General features: G+C 35.7%; 18 protein-coding genes. All 18 read left to right on the forward strand.

The annotated features are described in order from the left end of the window. Window positions 1-354 precede the first annotated feature (354 nt). The 18 genes from CRO00_RS13535 (at window position 355) to CRO00_RS13620 (ending at window position 16,193) form a co-directional block, all read left to right on the forward strand. Window positions 355-816: an S-ribosylhomocysteine lyase gene (locus CRO00_RS13535; protein ID WP_097074195.1), complete on the forward strand. Its 462-nt coding sequence runs from the start codon at window positions 355-357 to the stop codon at window positions 814-816. Window positions 817-996: 180 nt separating this feature from the next. Beyond that, the gene (locus CRO00_RS13540; RefSeq protein ID WP_097074196.1) at window positions 997-2,226 is read left to right on the forward strand and encodes an EAL and HDOD domain-containing protein; all 1,230 of its coding nucleotides are present in this window, start codon (window positions 997-999) and stop codon (window positions 2,224-2,226) included. A 142-nt stretch (window positions 2,227-2,368) separates the two neighbouring features. Then, window positions 2,369-3,235: a YitT family protein gene (locus tag CRO00_RS13545; protein ID WP_097074197.1), complete on the forward strand. Its 867-nt coding sequence runs from the start codon at window positions 2,369-2,371 to the stop codon at window positions 3,233-3,235. Between the two features lie 52 nt (window positions 3,236-3,287). Then, on the forward strand, window positions 3,288-3,692 hold the full coding sequence (cccB, locus tag CRO00_RS13550) for a cytochrome c551 (protein ID WP_097074198.1): 405 nt from the start codon (window positions 3,288-3,290) through the stop codon (window positions 3,690-3,692). A gap of 141 nt (window positions 3,693-3,833) precedes the next feature. Then, on the forward strand, window positions 3,834-4,769 hold the full coding sequence (hprK, locus tag CRO00_RS13555; protein WP_097074199.1) for an HPr(Ser) kinase/phosphatase: 936 nt from the start codon (window positions 3,834-3,836) through the stop codon (window positions 4,767-4,769). Window positions 4,770-4,793: 24 nt separating this feature from the next. Continuing rightward, window positions 4,794-5,648, forward strand: coding sequence for a prolipoprotein diacylglyceryl transferase (gene lgt / locus CRO00_RS13560; RefSeq protein ID WP_097074200.1), 855 nt, complete (start codon window positions 4,794-4,796; stop codon window positions 5,646-5,648). A gap of 14 nt (window positions 5,649-5,662) precedes the next feature. Beyond that, window positions 5,663-6,298, forward strand: a complete 636-nt coding sequence (gene ppaX / locus CRO00_RS13565; RefSeq protein WP_097074201.1) for a pyrophosphatase PpaX — start codon at window positions 5,663-5,665, stop codon at window positions 6,296-6,298. A 4-nt stretch (window positions 6,299-6,302) separates the two neighbouring features. After that, on the forward strand, window positions 6,303-6,815 hold the full coding sequence (locus CRO00_RS13570; RefSeq protein WP_097074202.1) for an acyltransferase: 513 nt from the start codon (window positions 6,303-6,305) through the stop codon (window positions 6,813-6,815). 200 nt (window positions 6,816-7,015) lie between these two features. Beyond that, window positions 7,016-8,179, forward strand: a complete 1,164-nt coding sequence (locus CRO00_RS13575; protein WP_097074203.1) for an ATP phosphoribosyltransferase regulatory subunit — start codon at window positions 7,016-7,018, stop codon at window positions 8,177-8,179. Further along, entirely contained in the window at window positions 8,179-8,802 is a 624-nt protein-coding gene (hisG, locus tag CRO00_RS13580) for an ATP phosphoribosyltransferase (protein WP_097074204.1), read from the forward strand. The genes CRO00_RS13575 and hisG overlap by 1 nt, the downstream gene beginning before the upstream one ends. A gap of 15 nt (window positions 8,803-8,817) precedes the next feature. Beyond that, window positions 8,818-10,098 (forward strand): histidinol dehydrogenase, encoded by a 1,281-nt coding sequence (gene hisD / locus CRO00_RS13585; protein ID WP_097074205.1) that lies wholly within the window; start codon window positions 8,818-8,820, stop codon window positions 10,096-10,098. Window position 10,099: 1 nt separating this feature from the next. Next, complete coding sequence (hisB, locus tag CRO00_RS13590; RefSeq protein ID WP_097074206.1) at window positions 10,100-10,705, forward strand: imidazoleglycerol-phosphate dehydratase HisB; 606 nt, start codon at window positions 10,100-10,102, stop codon at window positions 10,703-10,705. Beyond that, window positions 10,702-11,346 (forward strand): imidazole glycerol phosphate synthase subunit HisH, encoded by a 645-nt coding sequence (hisH, locus tag CRO00_RS13595; protein WP_097074207.1) that lies wholly within the window; start codon window positions 10,702-10,704, stop codon window positions 11,344-11,346. The genes hisB and hisH overlap by 4 nt, the downstream gene beginning before the upstream one ends. Further along, window positions 11,340-12,098 (forward strand): imidazole glycerol phosphate synthase subunit HisF, encoded by a 759-nt coding sequence (gene hisF / locus CRO00_RS13600; protein ID WP_097074208.1) that lies wholly within the window; start codon window positions 11,340-11,342, stop codon window positions 12,096-12,098. The genes hisH and hisF overlap by 7 nt, the downstream gene beginning before the upstream one ends. Beyond that, on the forward strand, window positions 12,095-12,730 hold the full coding sequence (hisIE, locus tag CRO00_RS13605; RefSeq protein ID WP_202615677.1) for a bifunctional phosphoribosyl-AMP cyclohydrolase/phosphoribosyl-ATP diphosphatase HisIE: 636 nt from the start codon (window positions 12,095-12,097) through the stop codon (window positions 12,728-12,730). Before hisF ends, hisIE begins: the two co-directional genes overlap by 4 nt. Window positions 12,731-12,855: 125 nt before the next feature. Then, window positions 12,856-14,385 (forward strand): tetratricopeptide repeat protein, encoded by a 1,530-nt coding sequence (locus CRO00_RS13610; protein WP_097074210.1) that lies wholly within the window; start codon window positions 12,856-12,858, stop codon window positions 14,383-14,385. Between the two features lie 95 nt (window positions 14,386-14,480). Next, window positions 14,481-15,425 (forward strand): thioredoxin-disulfide reductase, encoded by a 945-nt coding sequence (gene trxB / locus CRO00_RS13615; protein WP_097074211.1) that lies wholly within the window; start codon window positions 14,481-14,483, stop codon window positions 15,423-15,425. Between the two features lie 297 nt (window positions 15,426-15,722). Then, on the forward strand, window positions 15,723-16,193 hold the full coding sequence (locus tag CRO00_RS13620) for an 8-oxo-dGTP diphosphatase (RefSeq protein WP_097074212.1): 471 nt from the start codon (window positions 15,723-15,725) through the stop codon (window positions 16,191-16,193). The last annotated feature ends 5 nt before the right edge of the window (window positions 16,194-16,198 follow it).

The raw sequence follows: 16,198 nt of genomic DNA on the forward strand, positions 1-16,198 counted from the left end.
GGAAGCCACTGAAAAACTAAATACCGATAAAAATTTATAGTAATTATTTGCTTCTAAATAGAAGGTGGGATTCACTTCGCTTTCCACGGGCTTGGCTTCAGCCTCCTCGTCGCAAGCTCCTGCGGGGTCTTCAGCTCAAGCTGTTCCCGTAGGAGTCTTCGTGAATCCCACTTCCTAAAAGATCTGAGCGTATTTTTATTATAAAAATTTATTAAAATCGACTTTTTCAGTGCCCTATCTATATCGTGGGCATCTTTTTTATTAGAGGAATTTTCCAAAGTGACAGACTAAGCAGTAAGCTGTAAAATAGTATAGGTGAAATAGCGAGAACACCTGAAGAAAAGAGGTAAAAACATGACAAAAATGAATGTTGAAAGTTTCAACTTAGACCATACAAAAGTTGCAGCACCATATGTAAGACTTGCAGGAATTAAAGAAGGAAAAAATGGAGATGTCGTTCATAAATATGATGTTCGTTTTAAACAACCAAACAAAGAGCATATGAAAATGGATGCACTCCATTCAATTGAGCATTTAATGGCTGAAAATATTCGCAACCATACAGACCATGTAGTTGATATGAGTCCAATGGGTTGTCAAACTGGTTTTTATCTAACAATGATTAACCATGATAACTATGAAGAAGTACTAACTATTTTAGAAAATACACTACAAGATGTTCTTCAAGCTAATGAAGTTCCTGCTTGTAATGAAGTGCAATGTGGTTGGGCTGCAAATCATAGCTTAGAAGGTGCAAAAGAACTTGCAAAAGAGATGTTAGAAAAACGCAATGAATGGTCAACAATTTTTGCGTAATTAATTAACGAGACTGTCGTAATGGCGGTCTTTTTTCTTTGGAGAAAATATTTTGTTCATATGTCATAACATCTACAAAAAAATGTAAATATTCGGTGAAACTGGTAGGTTTTTTTTGGAAGGAACTATATAATCATAGTATAATTGCAATAGATAAACTATGAAGTGAGGAAATGTAGAGTGGATGTTTTTATTGGAAGACAACCGATTTTTAATATAGACGAAGAAGTAGTAGCCTATGAACTTTTATATCGTAATCAAAACATTAATGCCTTTCCAAATACTGAACCAGATGCAGCGACAGTAGATGTACTAGTGAATTACTTTTTATCGATGGGCATAAAAGAAGTAACAAAGGGGAAGCCAGGTTTTGTCAATTTCACAGAAAACCTATTAATGAGTCATGTCATTGAATTTATTAATCCATCCAAAATCGTTATTGAAATTTTAGAAAATGTCCCAATTACTAAAGAATTAGTTGACCGGGTAATGGAATTAAAAGAAATTGGTTTTAAAATTGCTCTGGATGACTTTGTACTTAATAAAGATGTTGTACATTACGATAAAATTTTTGAACACACTGACTTTATTAAAGTTGATTTTTTAGCTACTCCTTTATTAGAACGTATGGAAATTGAAAATCGAGTTAAACAATATTATCCACATATTCAATTATTAGCGGAAAAAGTTGAAACGAGAAACCAATTTGATGTTGCGAAACATTCAGGATATACATTATTTCAAGGCTACTTTTTTGAACAACCACAAATTATTAAATCTACAGATATCCCGTTAAATACATTACAATATTTCCAAGTTATTTCTTTATTGAAGGATGAAGAACCAGATGTAAACTTAATTGCTGAGAATATCGAAAGAGATATTTCTTTATCTTATAAACTTTTACAAATAATCAATGAAACAAATAAACGGCAAAAATCAAAAGTACGATCGATTAAACAGGCAATATTATTATTAGGATTAACTGAATTACGAAAACTAATTTACTTATTAGCTATGCGTGAAGGGGAATTAAAAAATCATACTGATTTATTTAAAGAACTTATGAGGACCTCTTTATTAAGAGCGAAAATTTGTGAAATTCTTGCGAAACAAACGAATAAAGAAAACTACTCTGAATATTTCTTAGTTGGTTTATTTTCTTTAATTGATAGCTTATTAAATAGACCGATGGATGTTATTTTAGAAAAGCTTCCTTTTTCAGAAGAAGTTTCTGATACGATTAGTGGTGTGGAAACCGAAATGACACCTTATTTAGAATTTAGTATTGCGCTAAGTAAAATGGATTGGGACAGTATCGAACGACTTATACCTCAACTTGGTTTAGACAATGAAAAGGTTGAAATAATATATAATGAAGCAGCAATATGGGCAGAAAAATCAATGTAAGGCAAAGGGATAAAACCTTTTGCCTTTTTTTATACCATTTTTATTCCATAGGTCACCCTTTATCTTAATGAAGTTCTCTTTTTTATTACCCTTTGTTATAATCGTCCACAGAATGTACAAAATAAGTCATGTGGGGAAAAATATGAGTAAAAATTATGAGAATAAAGTATTAAATTCTACAAAGAATACAATTCAGGAATACTTTTATGTACTTCTTGGAGCAGCGGTGATCGCGTTCGGATTTAATGCATTCCTATTTCCTAACCAGGTAGCTTCCGGAGGCGTTAGTGGTATAAGTACTATTTTAAATGGACTTTTTGGATGGAATGCAGGAATCGTGCAGTACGCCTTTAATATACCGTTATTTATTGCAGGTGTTCTAATATTAGGAAAAAAGTTTGGTGTTAAATCTTTAATCGGTACATTAGCTTTACCGTTTTTTGTTCTGTTAACAGACAACATAGATCCATGGACAGATAACCCCTTACTTGCTGCCCTTTTCGGTGGAATAATTGTCGGATTTGGTATTGGGTTAGTATTTAAAGGAAATGCTTCTACAGGTGGAACCGATTTACTTGCACAGATTATAACAAAATTTACAGGTCTTACTTTAGGAACAAGCGTACTCTTAATAGATGGGATTATTGCAATAAGTGCTGCCTTAGTATTTGATTTAGAAAAAGGGTTATATGCTCTTATTGGTTTATTTGTAACAACCAAAACAATCGACGTCGTTCAATTAGGTTTTAGTCAATCAAAAATGGTATATATCATTTCCAGTAAAGAAACAGAAATACAAGATACAATCTACAAAGAGATTGATCGTGGTGTGACAAAACTACCTGTCTTTGGTGGTTATACTGGAAAAGAACGTACAATGTTAATGGTTGTTGTTTATCAAACCGAGTTCACAAAGCTGAAACAAATCATACAAATGGTTGACCCAACAGCTTTTGTCATTGTTTCTGATGCTTATGAGGTGCTGGGAGAAGGTTTCAAACGAGTATAATTTTGTTATAATAGGTAATGCAATCCACACTAATTATTCGGAGGGGTTTTCATTGAAGAAATCATTATTAGCACTAATATTCGGTTCAGCACTATTTTTAGCAGCGTGTGGTGGCGGTGACGACGAAGCAACAAACGACACAAACACAGGCACAGATGATACTGGTACTGAACAAACAACGGATACAGGTAACGATACTGCAACTGAAGGAACTGACACAGGTACTGAAACAGCATCTGCTGAAGGAGAAACGATTGTTAAAAGTAATTGTGCGACTTGTCATGGTGGCAACTTAGAAGGTATGGGTAGTACACCTTCTTTAGCTGACGTAGGAACTCGTTTATCTGAAGACGAAATTTTAGACGTTATTTTAAATGGCCGTGGTGGTATGCCTGGTGGGTTACTACAAGGCGGAGATGCTGAAGCCGCTGCAGCTTGGTTAGCACAACAAAAATAATAAACCTTATTAAATTACGAAGCCAGATTATACTGGCTTCGTTTATTTTTTATATACAAACAGTTCCTCATTTTAATACTTTCTACTGGTAACATGTTAAAATAGTTACTAAATGTAAAATAAGGTAGGGGAGTATATTTAATGATTCAAGTCACAACAAAAGACGTCATTGAAAAATTTAATTTAACGTTAGTCAGTGGTCACGATGGAGTTGGCCGTTATATTTCAACTAGTGATATTTCAAGACCTGGATTAGAGATGGCCGGCTACTTTACTCATTACCCAGCCAATCGTGTTCAATTAATTGGAAAGACAGAACTCTCTTTTTTTGAAATGCTCCCAACAGAATTAAAAAAAGAACGAATGTTAAAGCTTTGTTCACAAGATACACCTGCCATTGTTGTATCAAGAGGTTTAGAAGTCCCTGAAGAATTAATTTTTGCCTCAAACGAAAATAATGTTCCGGTTCTAACAACTTCAATGCAAACAACAAGATTTTCGAGTAGATTAACAAATTTTCTTGAAAGTAAACTTGCACCCGTTACGGCTGTACATGGTGTACTAGTAGACGTTTATGGCATAGGTGTTTTGATTATTGGAAAAAGTGGTGTCGGTAAGAGTGAAACAGCTCTTGAGTTGGTCAAAAAAGGGCATCGATTAGTTGCAGATGATTGTGTAGAAATTCGCCAAGAAGCTGAAAATTTATTGATTGGTAGCCCCCCACCACTTTTAGAGCATTTATTAGAAATTCGTGGTATTGGCATTATTGATATTATGACTCTTTTCGGAGCAAGTGCAATACGACCTTATAAACGCGTAACCCTCATTATTGAACTCGAAAACTGGGATCCAGAAAAAACGTATGATCGCCTTGGACTCGATGAAGAGAAAATGAAAATTATTGATACGGATATCACAAAATTAACAATTCCAGTGCAACCAGGTAGAAATGTATCTGTAATCATTGAAGTTGTGGCAATGAATTATCGTCTCAAAAAAATGGGTGTGAATGCAGCTCAAGAATTTTCGAGAAGATTAGATGAGGTAATTGCAATTCACGAGATAGAAGATATTTAATATTTTGTTTTGGAAGGGGTTATTATGGAGAATATTTTACTTGCAATCGATCCAGTTGCTTTTTCATTTGGACCTATAAAGGTACGTTGGTATGGAATATTGATTGCTTTAGGGATTGTACTTGCCTATTTCATTGGTCAAAGGGAAGCAGTTAAACGCGGTCTACCCGAAAATTTCCTTGCAGACCTGTTAATTTGGGCAATTCCTATTTCAATCTTATCTGCACGAATTTATTACGTCATTATGAAGTGGGAATATTACGGGACTAACCCTGGGAAAATCATTCAAATTTGGAATGGTGGTATTGCCATTCATGGTGCTTTAATAGGCGCTGTCATTACAGCTTACTTCTTTTGTCGTAGTAAAGGCGTTAGCTTTTTAAAAGTTGCAGATATTGCAGCACCAAGTATTTTAATAGGCCAAATTGTCGGTCGATGGGGTAACTTTATGAACCAAGAAGCTTTTGGAGGTCCTGTTTCTCGAGAGTTTCTAGAAAATTTAATGTTGCCTAATTGGATTATTGAACAAATGTATATAAAAGAATTGGGTACATATGTTCACCCAACATTTTTATATGAATCTGTATGGAACTTAATCGGCTTAATTATTTTAATCTCTTTACGGAAAGTGAATTTACATCGAGGGGAAATTTTCTTCTCATATATGATTTGGTATTCTATCGGACGTTTCTTTATCGAAGGAATGAGAACGGACAGCTTATATTTAATTGGTGAATTACGTTCGGCACAAGTCGTATCAATTCTATCAATCCTAATTGGATTAGTAGCTATCATTTACAGAAGATGGAAAGTTAGACCTATTGTACGATATCTTGATCAAAAAGATACTAAAACAACAAAGGGTAAGAAACGAAAATAGGGAAGTGAACATCAGTGAAAGCATTACTTTTTGATTTTGATGGGACATTATTAGATACAAATGAGTTAATTATTGAAACGTTTATGCATGTTTTAGAGGAGAGATTTCCTGGGCAATATTCGTCAAAAGATTGCATAAAATTTATCGGACCGTCATTAAAAGAAACGTTTGAACAAATCACACCAAATGAAGTAGACGAAATGATTGAGAAATATCGACAATGGAATGAAGCGCATCACGATGAACTTGCTACAGAATTTGAGGGTGTGCTCCCTACATTAGAAAGGTTAAATGAACTTGGAATACGAATGGCGATTGTTTCTACAAAAAGAAGAGAAACAATTGAAAGAGGATTAGACCTTATGGGTGCAAAATCTTTCTTTGAATTTTGGATTGGTACTGACGATGTTCAACATGTAAAACCACACCCTGAACCTGTTCTGTTAGCCATTGATAAATTGGGGGTAGAAAAAGAACATGTCATAATGATCGGGGACAATTACCATGATATCCAAGCAGGAAAAAATGCCGGAGTTAAAACTGCTGGTGTTGCATGGTCATTAAAAGGTGAAGCGTTCTTAAAACAGTTTAACCCTGATTACATGTTGTCGCATATGTCGGATTTATTAACGGTTGTGAAGGAGTTATAACTTTATGAGGAAAACGGAGCGATATCCAGTACAAGGTGCAAACTCTTTATGGAAAGTTTATAAGACTGTTTCATTTTGGAAAGTAGTTAAGTGTTTCATATTTATACAAATTGGGCGAGTTACTCCATTTATGGCTATGAAAAATTGGATTTATCGAACGTTTTTACATATGAAAATTGGTGACAAAACTTCTTTAGCATTAATGGTTATGCCGGATTCTATGTTTCCTGAGAGAATTTCGATTGGGAACAATACAATTATCGGATATAACACAACAATCCTTGCCCATGAATATTTAATAGAAGAATATCGTTTGGGCGATGTAAAAATTGGCAGTGAAGTAATGATTGGTGCAAATTCTACAATACTACCAGGCGTAGAAATTGGAGATGGTGCCATTGTTTCTGCAGCTACTCTTGTACATCGAGATGTTCCAGCAGGTAGTATGGTGGGGGGTAACCCAATGAAAATCATTTATACTGCTGAACAGATGGCAGATAGAAAGAGGAATAAATAATAATCAACATTAATCTTGTACTCACTATATTTCGAATAGTGAGTTTTTTCTTTTAAAGGTATAATAAAAAGGGCTAGACTCCTTTTATTTACAACTTGAGTTGACGTTCTTTTAAGAATTAGATACAATACTTTCATAAACTAACTCTCTAGTTATCTAATTCTCTAGTGTACTAAAGTAAAAATGGTAGGATGTGGATTTTGATGTCTTTAAAAATGTTTGAAAAACCGCTAGGAATGCGTGATACATTTCCGGTAATTTATGAAAAAATCGAAACTGTTCGACAAACAGGAAGAAAATTTTTACGCGCTCGTGGATACGATTTTATTGAAACGCCAAGCTTAGAATATTTTGATACAGTCGGAAAAGCATCTGCAATTTACGATGCATCCCTTTTTAAATTAGTTGATAGTCAAGGAAACACTCTTGTACTTAGACCTGATATGACAACACCAATTGCACGTGTAGCTACATCAAAATTATTAAAAGAAAAAATCCCTTTGCGTCTTGCATACTTTGCCAACGTGTTTCGTGCACAACAAACTGAAGGTGGCCGACCAGCTGAGTTTGGACAAATGGGTATTGAAGTAATTGGTGATAGTACTGTTTTTGCTGATGCAGAAGTGATTATTACTGCAATTCATTTAATTCAATCATTCGGAATAGAATCATTCAAAATTACGATTGGTCACGCAGGTGTCTTAAACTGCATTTTAAAAGATTATACAGAGAGCGATGAACAAGCAAGTACGCTTCGTAAACTATTAGTAGATCGAAATTATGTAGGGTTTGAAGAAGCGGTAGAGACTTTCCATTTACCTAAAACAAAATCAGATGCATTGTTACAATTTATTAATGAAGCAACTACTTTCGCATCAATTGAAGAAATTGAGAAGTATGTTCGTAAAAACGATGCTTTAGAATATATGCAACAATTAATAGAGTTAATTAAAGCGGCAGATTTATCTCAATATGTTGCCCTTGATTTTACACTTTCAAGCCATATGAACTACTACACTGGTATGCTATTTGAAGTATTTGCTGAAGGTAGTGGATTTGAATTAGGAAATGGTGGACGTTATGATGGGTTACTTCATCATTTTGGAAGTGAAGTAGGAGCAACAGGCTTTGGGATTCGAATTGACCGACTACTAGAGGTTTTACCTTCAAAAGAAACTGAGGACGAAACAGTTGCTGTTATATTCAATGAACTTGAATATATGAAGGCTCTTCAAATTGCAAACAATTTACGTGAAGAAGGAAAACGTGTGACTTTGCAATCGAAAAATGGATTAATCAATGAAGAAGCATTTACGAAACAATTTGGTCAGGTTGTTTATGTTAGCCAGGAGGATTTAGCATAATGAGTGAATTAACTATTGCAATGCCAAAAGGTCGAATTTTTGAAGAAGCATATCAAATGTTAATCGATGTCGGTTTTAATTTACCAGAGGAAGTAGAAATGTCTCGTAAACTAATGATCGAAATACCTGAAGAGAAAATTCGTTTTATTTTGGCAAAACCAACAGACGTACCAGTATACGTAGAACATGGAGTAGCTGACATTGGAATTGCTGGGAAAGATACACTATTAGAACAAAAAAGAAATGTGCATGAGTTGCTAGATTTAAAAATTAGCCAGTGTTATATTGCATCTGCTGGATTACCAAACACAACAATGAACGAGATTGCTCCACGTATTGCTACAAAATATCCAAATATTGCGATGAACTATTATAAAGAAATTGGAGAACAAGTGGAAATCATCGAGTTAAATGGTTCCATTGAATTAGCACCAATGATTGGCTTAGCAGATCGAATTGTTGATATTGTTTCAACTGGACGCACTTTAAAAGAAAATGGCCTTGTTGAATATGAACATATTACAGATGTTTCATCCCGACTAATTGCCAATCCAGTAAGCTACCGTATGAAAAGTGCGCGGATCCAAGAATTAGTGACTCGATTAAAAAAATTTGTTAATTAGAGAGAAGGACGACTTGTGAAAATTACAAAATTAACAAACAACATTTCTTTAAAAAGACAGCTTGAAAGTGGAAATGAAGACCAATTAAAAACAGTTCGCAACGTGCTTCAAGATGTACGTGAAAATGGTGATGAAGCTGTTCGAAAATATAGTGAAATGTGGGATGGTATTAAACTAGATACCTTCCGAGTTTCTCAGCAGGAAATTGAAGAAGCTGTAGCAAACTTTGATGAACAATTAAAAAGTGATTTAGAAGAAGCAGCGGCAAACATTCGTTACTACCACGAGGCGCAAAAAAGAGAAGGCTATAAATTGCCACTATCTAACGGATCTTGGTTAGCACAACGTATTATTCCACTCGATGCTGTTGGATTATATGTACCAGGGGGGTCTGCAGCATATCCTTCTTCAGTCTTAATGAATGTAATTCCTGCTCAAGTTGCAGGAGTAGAGCGTATTGTCATTACATCACCAGCTGGAAAAGACGGCAAATTACCAGATGCAGTATTAGTCGCAGCATCCATTCTTGGAGTGAATGAAATTTATAAAGTTGGTGGAGCACAAGCAATAGCGGCTCTTGCTTATGGAACTGAGACGATTGCTCCAGTTGACAAAATTACTGGTCCTGGAAATATTTATGTTGCTTTAGCAAAACGTGAAGTTTTTGGGGAAGTAGCAATTGATATGATTGCTGGACCAAGTGAAATTGCCGTTCTTGCAGATGACTCGGCTTACGCGGATGAAGTAGCAGCTGACCTTTTATCTCAAGCTGAACACGATGCTTTAGCATGTGCTGTATTAATCACAACAAGTGAACGACTTGCAAATGAGGTTGCTGAGGAAGTAGAGAAACAACTGCGCCAACTTCCACGTGAGGCTATTGCACGTAAATCGATTGAAAACTTTGGTCAAATTTATATTGCTGAGTCAATGGAGCAAGCAATAGAAGCAGTAAATTCATTAGCGCCTGAACATTTAGAAGTAGTAACTGTAAATGCCGAAAGTGACGTAGAGAAAATTCGCCATGCTGGTGCTATTTTTGTAGGGCGTTATAGTTCAGAACCAGTAGGAGATTATTTTGCAGGTACAAATCACGTTTTACCAACAAACAGTACAGCGCGTTTTGCAAGTGGCTTAAATGTTGATGACTTTATCAAACGTGCTAATGTCGTTTATTATAGTGAACAAACATGGCAAGAAAGTGCACCGAAAATTGCACGACTTGCTCGAATGGAAGGATTAGAAGGACATGCCCGTGCTGTAGAATCTCGTGGCTGGTCTAAAGGAGATAAATAATATGACGGAATTAAAACGTAGAATTTCAACAATTGAGCGTAAAACGAACGAAACTAAAATTTTAGTGGAAATTGATTTAGATGGTGATGGTAAAGCAGAAGTAAATACAGGTGTCCCTTTCATGGATCACATGCTTGATTTGTTTTTAAAGCACGGTTTATTTAATGGTAAAATTATTGCAGATGGTGATACACACATTGATGACCATCATACAACAGAAGATATCGGTATCGTGTTAGGTCAAGCAGTTCGTGAAGCTTTAGGTGATAAAAAAGGTATTAAACGTTATGGTAATGCATTTGTTCCAATGGATGACGCATTAGCCCAAGTAGTGATTGATTGTTCAAATCGTCCTCATCTTGAATATCGTGTTGAGCCGGCATTAACACAAAAAGTTGGAACATTTGATACAGAACTTATACATGAATTCTTATGGAAATTTGCATTAGAAGCTCGTATGAATGTTCACGTCATTGTTCCTTATGGTCAAAATACGCATCATATTATAGAAGCTATTTTTAAAGCGCTAGCTCGTGCAATTGATGATGCGGTACAAATTGATCCTCGTGTGAAAGGCGTACCGTCAACGAAAGGACTTTTAACATGATAATTGGTGTAATTGATTATGGAATGGGTAATTTATTCAGTGTTGAACAAGCTTTAAAACGTTTGAATTGTGAAGTAGTCGTTTCAGCAGATCCTGTCACACTAGCTGCAACAGATGCATTAATTTTACCAGGTGTAGGGGCCTTCCCTGATGCAATGAAACGTTTATCTGAAACAGGTTTAGACCAGTTTATCCGCCAGCAAGTAGATGCGAAAAAGCCCCTACTTGGAATTTGCCTTGGGATGCAATTGCTATTTGAGGAAAGTGAAGAAGTAACCCCAACAAAAGGTTTTAGCTTCTTTAAAGGAAAAATTACGAGATTCTCAGGTGATAGCGAGTTTGGAAAATACCGTGTGCCACATATGGGATGGAATACGTTAGAGTTCCAAACACTTCCCAATTGGCTAGAAAACAAAACGCTACCTGAGAGTAAATATGTATATTTTGTTCATTCCTTCTACGGGGCAAACATTGATCGCGAACAACTAGTAGCAAGCGCCGATTACTTTGGCGTTGAAGTACCTGGTGTTGTGCAAGCAGGTTCTGTTTGCGGCATGCAGTTCCACCCTGAAAAATCAGGAGAATTCGGCGTGTTTTTACTTGAACAATGGCTAAATGGTGTGGGGGTGCTTGCATGTTAACAAAACGTATTATTCCTTGCCTTGATGTAAAAGAAGGACGAGTTGTAAAAGGGATTCAATTTGTAGAACTTCGTGATGCCGGAGACCCTGTTGAACTTGCGAAATTTTACGATGAACAAGGTGCCGATGAATTAGTATTTTTAGATATTTCAGCTTCCCATGAAGGCCGTGAAACAATGGTGGACGTTGTAAGACAAACTGCTGCAACTCTTGCCATTCCTTTTACTGTTGGTGGAGGTATTCGTACTCTTGACGATATGAAGCGAATCTTACGCGCTGGAGCAGATAAAGTATCTGTCAATACTTCCGCTTTAGAAAGACCAGAGCTTATTAAAGAAGGTTCTGATTTCTTTGGTGCCCAGTGTATTGTTGTTGCCATTGATGCGCGTTACAGTGAAGAAGATGGAACTTGGATGGTGTATACTCATGGTGGGCGTAATAAAACAAACTGGCAAGCAGTTGAATGGGCAAAAGAGGCTGTTCGTTTAGGTGCAGGTGAAATATTATTAACAAGTATGAACCAAGATGGTGAAAAGTCTGGTTTTGATTTAGCGCTAACAAAAGCAGTGCGTGATGCTGTAACTGTGCCAGTAATTGCAAGCGGTGGCGCAGGAAATGCTGAACACTTTGTGGAAGTTCTACAAGATGTGGATGCAGATGCAGCATTAGCAGCGTCAATTTTCCATTACAAAGAGACAAGCGTTGCAGAAGTAAAAGCGCACCTTAGAGAAAAAGGAGTATGTGTAAGATGATTGAAGGATTAAAGTTTGACGAAAAAGGATTAATCACTGCTGTTGTACAACACGCACAAAGCAAAGAAGTATTAACAGTTGCTTATATGAATGAAGAATCATTACAAAAAACAATTGAATCAGGTGAAACTTGGTTTTTCTCGCGTTCTCGTAATGAGCTTTGGCACAAAGGGGAAACAAGTGGTAATACACAAAAGGTTGTTTCAATTAAAGCGGATTGTGACAAAGATGCATTAGTTGTAGAAGTTTTACCTACAGGACCAGCATGTCACAATGGTACGACTTCTTGTTTTACAGAAACAATTGCAGAAAAACAAAGTGTTGGATCCGTTGACATTATTCATGAGCTTGTAGAAGTGATACGTCAACGTGAAATTGATATGCCAGAAGGTGCTTACACTACATACTTATTTGACAAAGGAATCGATAAAATTTGTAAAAAAGTTGGAGAAGAAGCAACTGAGGTTGTTATCGGTGCAAAAAATCGCGACGCAGAAGAAGTGAAATGGGAAGCTGCAGATTTAATTTACCACCTATTAGTATTATTGCAAGAACAAAAAATTGATGTTTATGATGTTCTTGGTGTACTTAAAAGCCGTCATGAAGAAAAAAGAGCAAGTACAAAAAGTTAGGTTTGAAAATAGATTATTACGAACATGATTATAATGACTATTAACTTAATTGTGTTATAATAAAATTAATTGTTAAAGGAACGTACTCAACATACGTTCCTATTTTCATGTTCGGAGGATTTAACTTGGAAAAAAAGCGTCGAAAAGAAAAACTGAATAATGTCGTACCATTTATTCCTGATGGCGATTATTACTTTAATAAAGCACTTAAAGCCATAGATAAAGATCAAATGGATAAGGCTTATAAATATATGAAGCGTGCTGCGGAGCTTAGTCCAGACGATGCCCATGTGTTAATGCAATTTGGCATTTTAGAGATGGAAGCGCAAAATTTCGAAAAAGCATATGAACTGATTCATACTGCATATAGTCTTGAGCCTAGTGAAGCGGAACATGTTTTCTTTTTAGCTGAAATATCAGGTTGTATCGGATTAATGCGAGACGCTCAAAAATATGCCGAAATGTATTTACAAATGGAACCAGATGGAATGTATGTACAGGAAGCGGAAGACATTTTAGATTTTGTTCAGTATGAAGAAAATGAAGTTGAGTTTTTAGATGATGAAGAATCACAAAAAATGATTGTCCAAGAAAAAGCTCGACGCTTAATGGAAGATGGAAATTTTCCTGGAGCGATTGAAGTGTTAGAACAAATAATCGAAACTTATCCTGATCTATGGCCAGCCTATAACAATTTAGCATTGGCTTATTTTTATGTAGGAGAAACAGAACAATCTAAAGCACTGTTACATACTGTTCTACGAGAGAACCATGGCAATTTACATGCACTTTGTAACTTAACGGTCGTTGCGTATTATGAAAAAAATGATGAAGAACTTATAGCATTGCTAGAAGTTTTGAAGAAGATTAATCCATATGACTGGGAAAATCGTTATAAATTAGGAGCAACACTCGCCCTTGTTGGACAGAATGAGCTAGCTTATAAATGGCTTCAAAGCATGAAAAAACGTGGCTACTTAGGGGATGCTGGTTTTTATTTCTGGTTAGCACAATCTGCATATTTTAGTGGTCGAGTTGAAGAAGGAAAAGCTGCATGGAAAACCCTCGTTGAAATGGATCCCTCTAAAGAAGGGTTTGAACCGTGGTTGCATATTACTGAAGAGACAGATGTCAATTCATTAGAGCAAAATCGTGAAGTAATAATTGAGAAAATTAATAGCAAATATAGTGCTCATCGAATGTTTGGCTTCTTTTTATTAAGTAAATCTGCTCATAAGCAAGAAATAATCGCGCATCCTAAATTGATTGATCTTGCTAAGTATAGTGGTGTGGAAAAACTATGTCTTGCTTATGCGCTAAAACACACATTTGACAAAAATAATTCATTGGAAAAACTTTTTGTTCGTTCAATGGAAGTAGCTGAGGAACTTTATAATAAATGTGGAACGATTACAATTGAATCTCAATATTTATTTCAAATGTGGTTTGTGCTGAGTGAAAGAGCCTTGAAAGAATCTTATGAATTTAAAAATATTAAAGCTTTAGCAGCATCCGTTGAATATATGTTTTACTCGACAATTAATAGCGAAAAAATTACAAAAAAACATTACGCAAAAAAGTACGGTATATCAGTAGCAACGTTATCAAAATATATTGAAGAACTTGTTCAATTTTTACCTTTTGATTCAAAGTAGGCAAACTATTTGAAGTTACAAATTAATTGGCATAGGATTGAAATGGTAATATAAATAGAGCTACGTGCAATATCTTCAAATTGGGAGGCTTTTTCATGACAGAAGAAAAAATTTATGACGTAATTATTATCGGAGCAGGTCCAGCAGGTATGACTGCAGCAGTTTATACGTCACGTGCAAATCTTTCTACATTAATGATTGAGCGTGGTATTCCTGGTGGTCAAATGGCAAATACAGAAGAAGTAGAAAACTATCCAGGTTTTGAAACAATTTTAGGCCCTGAACTTTCTACAAAAATGTTTGAGCATGCGAAAAAATTCGGAGCAGAATATGCTTATGGGGATGTTTCGGAAATTATCGACGGTGAAGAATATAAAGTTTTAAAAGCAGGCTCAAAAGAATACAAAACTCGTTCAATCATTATTTCAACGGGTGCTGAATACAAAAAAATCGGCGTACCTGGTGAAAAAGAACTTGGCGGACGTGGTGTAAGTTATTGCGCAGTGTGTGATGGTGCATTCTTTAAACAAAAAAATCTAGTAGTTATAGGTGGAGGGGACTCTGCTGTTGAAGAAGGTGTATATTTAACACGTTTTGCAGATAAAGTAACAATTGTTCACCGCCGTGATAAATTACGTGCTCAAAAAATTTTACAAGACCGTGCCTTTGCAAACGAAAAAGTTGATTTTATATGGAATTCAACAATTAAAGAAATCAATGAAAAAGACGGCAAGGTAGGAAGCGTAACCCTTGTATCAACTGTTGATGGAACTGAACAAGAATTCCCAACGGATGGAGTTTTCGTATACATTGGAATGGATCCTTTAACTGCGCCATTTGAAAATTTAGGTATTTTAAATGAACATGGATATGTAGTAACAAATGAGAAAATGGAAACTTCCGTAAAAGGTATCTTTGCAGCGGGTGACGTTCGTGATAAAACGCTTCGTCAAATTGTTACTGCAACAGGTGATGGAAGTATTGCTGCTCAAACGGCACAAGTATATGTTGAAGAGTTAAAAGAGAAAATCAGCCAATAGTAATAACCTTTTAATTATTCTGTAACTTCGTTGCAACAATGTGCAAGTATAATAAGGGGTATAAAACTGTAACCCCCTTTTTTAACATAAAATTTGGTTGCCTCCATTTTGGAAGCAACCCTTTTTTGTGTCATGGAAACAAACATGGCTTTTCTATGCAGAAATCTTGGAGGACGAGTTAGCCTCGCAGCTTTCTTAGGCATGTCTAATATTTTGTAAACGTATTATTTTGTAACGAAGTCATTCCAACAGTTATAATGAAATAAAAGGAGTAACCAATGATTTGAGGTGTAAATGATGCAAAGGATCGCAAATTTGTTAGCAATTCAAGACGGAAAAGTACTACTACTAAAAAAGCCGAGAAGAGGTTGGTATGTTGCTCCGGGTGGAAAGATGGAAAGCGGAGAATCAATTTATGAGTCCGCTACTCGAGAATTTTTTGAGGAGACAAATGTAACGCCAAAGAATGTACATTTAAAAGGTGTCTATACAATGGTCATTAAAGATGGTGATGAAAAAGTTGACGAATGGATGCTATTTACTTTTGTGGCCCATGGAATAGAAGGAGAGCCTTTTACACAAACAAGAGAGGGTGTATTAGAATGGCATCCAATCGAAAGTATTCATAAACTACCAATGGCTGAAGGTGACCGTGTAAATTTACTTTATGCAGCATTAAATGAAGGAACACAATATGGTACTTTTGTTTATACAAAGGATTTTGAGCTTCTTGCACAGAAAATACAAAATTCAAATGAACTAAAATAGAGGAG

The sequence above is a fragment of the Ureibacillus xyleni genome, from assembly GCF_900217795.1.
GTDB classification, from domain to species: Bacteria; Bacillota; Bacilli; order Bacillales_A; family Planococcaceae; genus Ureibacillus; species Ureibacillus xyleni.

Excerpts from the sequence above, each read along its gene's own strand:
- hisH (WP_097074207.1), top strand. The coding sequence starts at position 10,702 with ATGATAATTGGTGTAATTGATTATGGAATGGGTAATTTATTCAGTGTT.
- CRO00_RS13545 (WP_097074197.1), top strand. The coding sequence starts at position 2,369 with ATGAGTAAAAATTATGAGAATAAAGTATTAAATTCTACAAAGAATACA.
- CRO00_RS13620 (WP_097074212.1), top strand. The coding sequence starts at position 15,723 with ATGCAAAGGATCGCAAATTTGTTAGCAATTCAAGACGGAAAAGTACTA.
- hisIE (WP_202615677.1), top strand. The coding sequence starts at position 12,095 with ATGATTGAAGGATTAAAGTTTGACGAAAAAGGATTAATCACTGCTGTT.
- hisF (WP_097074208.1), top strand. The coding sequence starts at position 11,340 with ATGTTAACAAAACGTATTATTCCTTGCCTTGATGTAAAAGAAGGACGA.
- trxB (WP_097074211.1), top strand. The coding sequence starts at position 14,481 with ATGACAGAAGAAAAAATTTATGACGTAATTATTATCGGAGCAGGTCCA.
- hisG (WP_097074204.1), top strand. The coding sequence starts at position 8,179 with ATGAGTGAATTAACTATTGCAATGCCAAAAGGTCGAATTTTTGAAGAA.
- CRO00_RS13535 (WP_097074195.1), top strand. The coding sequence starts at position 355 with ATGACAAAAATGAATGTTGAAAGTTTCAACTTAGACCATACAAAAGTT.
- lgt (WP_097074200.1), top strand. The coding sequence starts at position 4,794 with ATGGAGAATATTTTACTTGCAATCGATCCAGTTGCTTTTTCATTTGGA.
- hisB (WP_097074206.1), top strand. The coding sequence starts at position 10,100 with ATGACGGAATTAAAACGTAGAATTTCAACAATTGAGCGTAAAACGAAC.
- hprK (WP_097074199.1), top strand. The coding sequence starts at position 3,834 with ATGATTCAAGTCACAACAAAAGACGTCATTGAAAAATTTAATTTAACG.
- CRO00_RS13570 (WP_097074202.1), top strand. The coding sequence starts at position 6,303 with ATGAGGAAAACGGAGCGATATCCAGTACAAGGTGCAAACTCTTTATGG.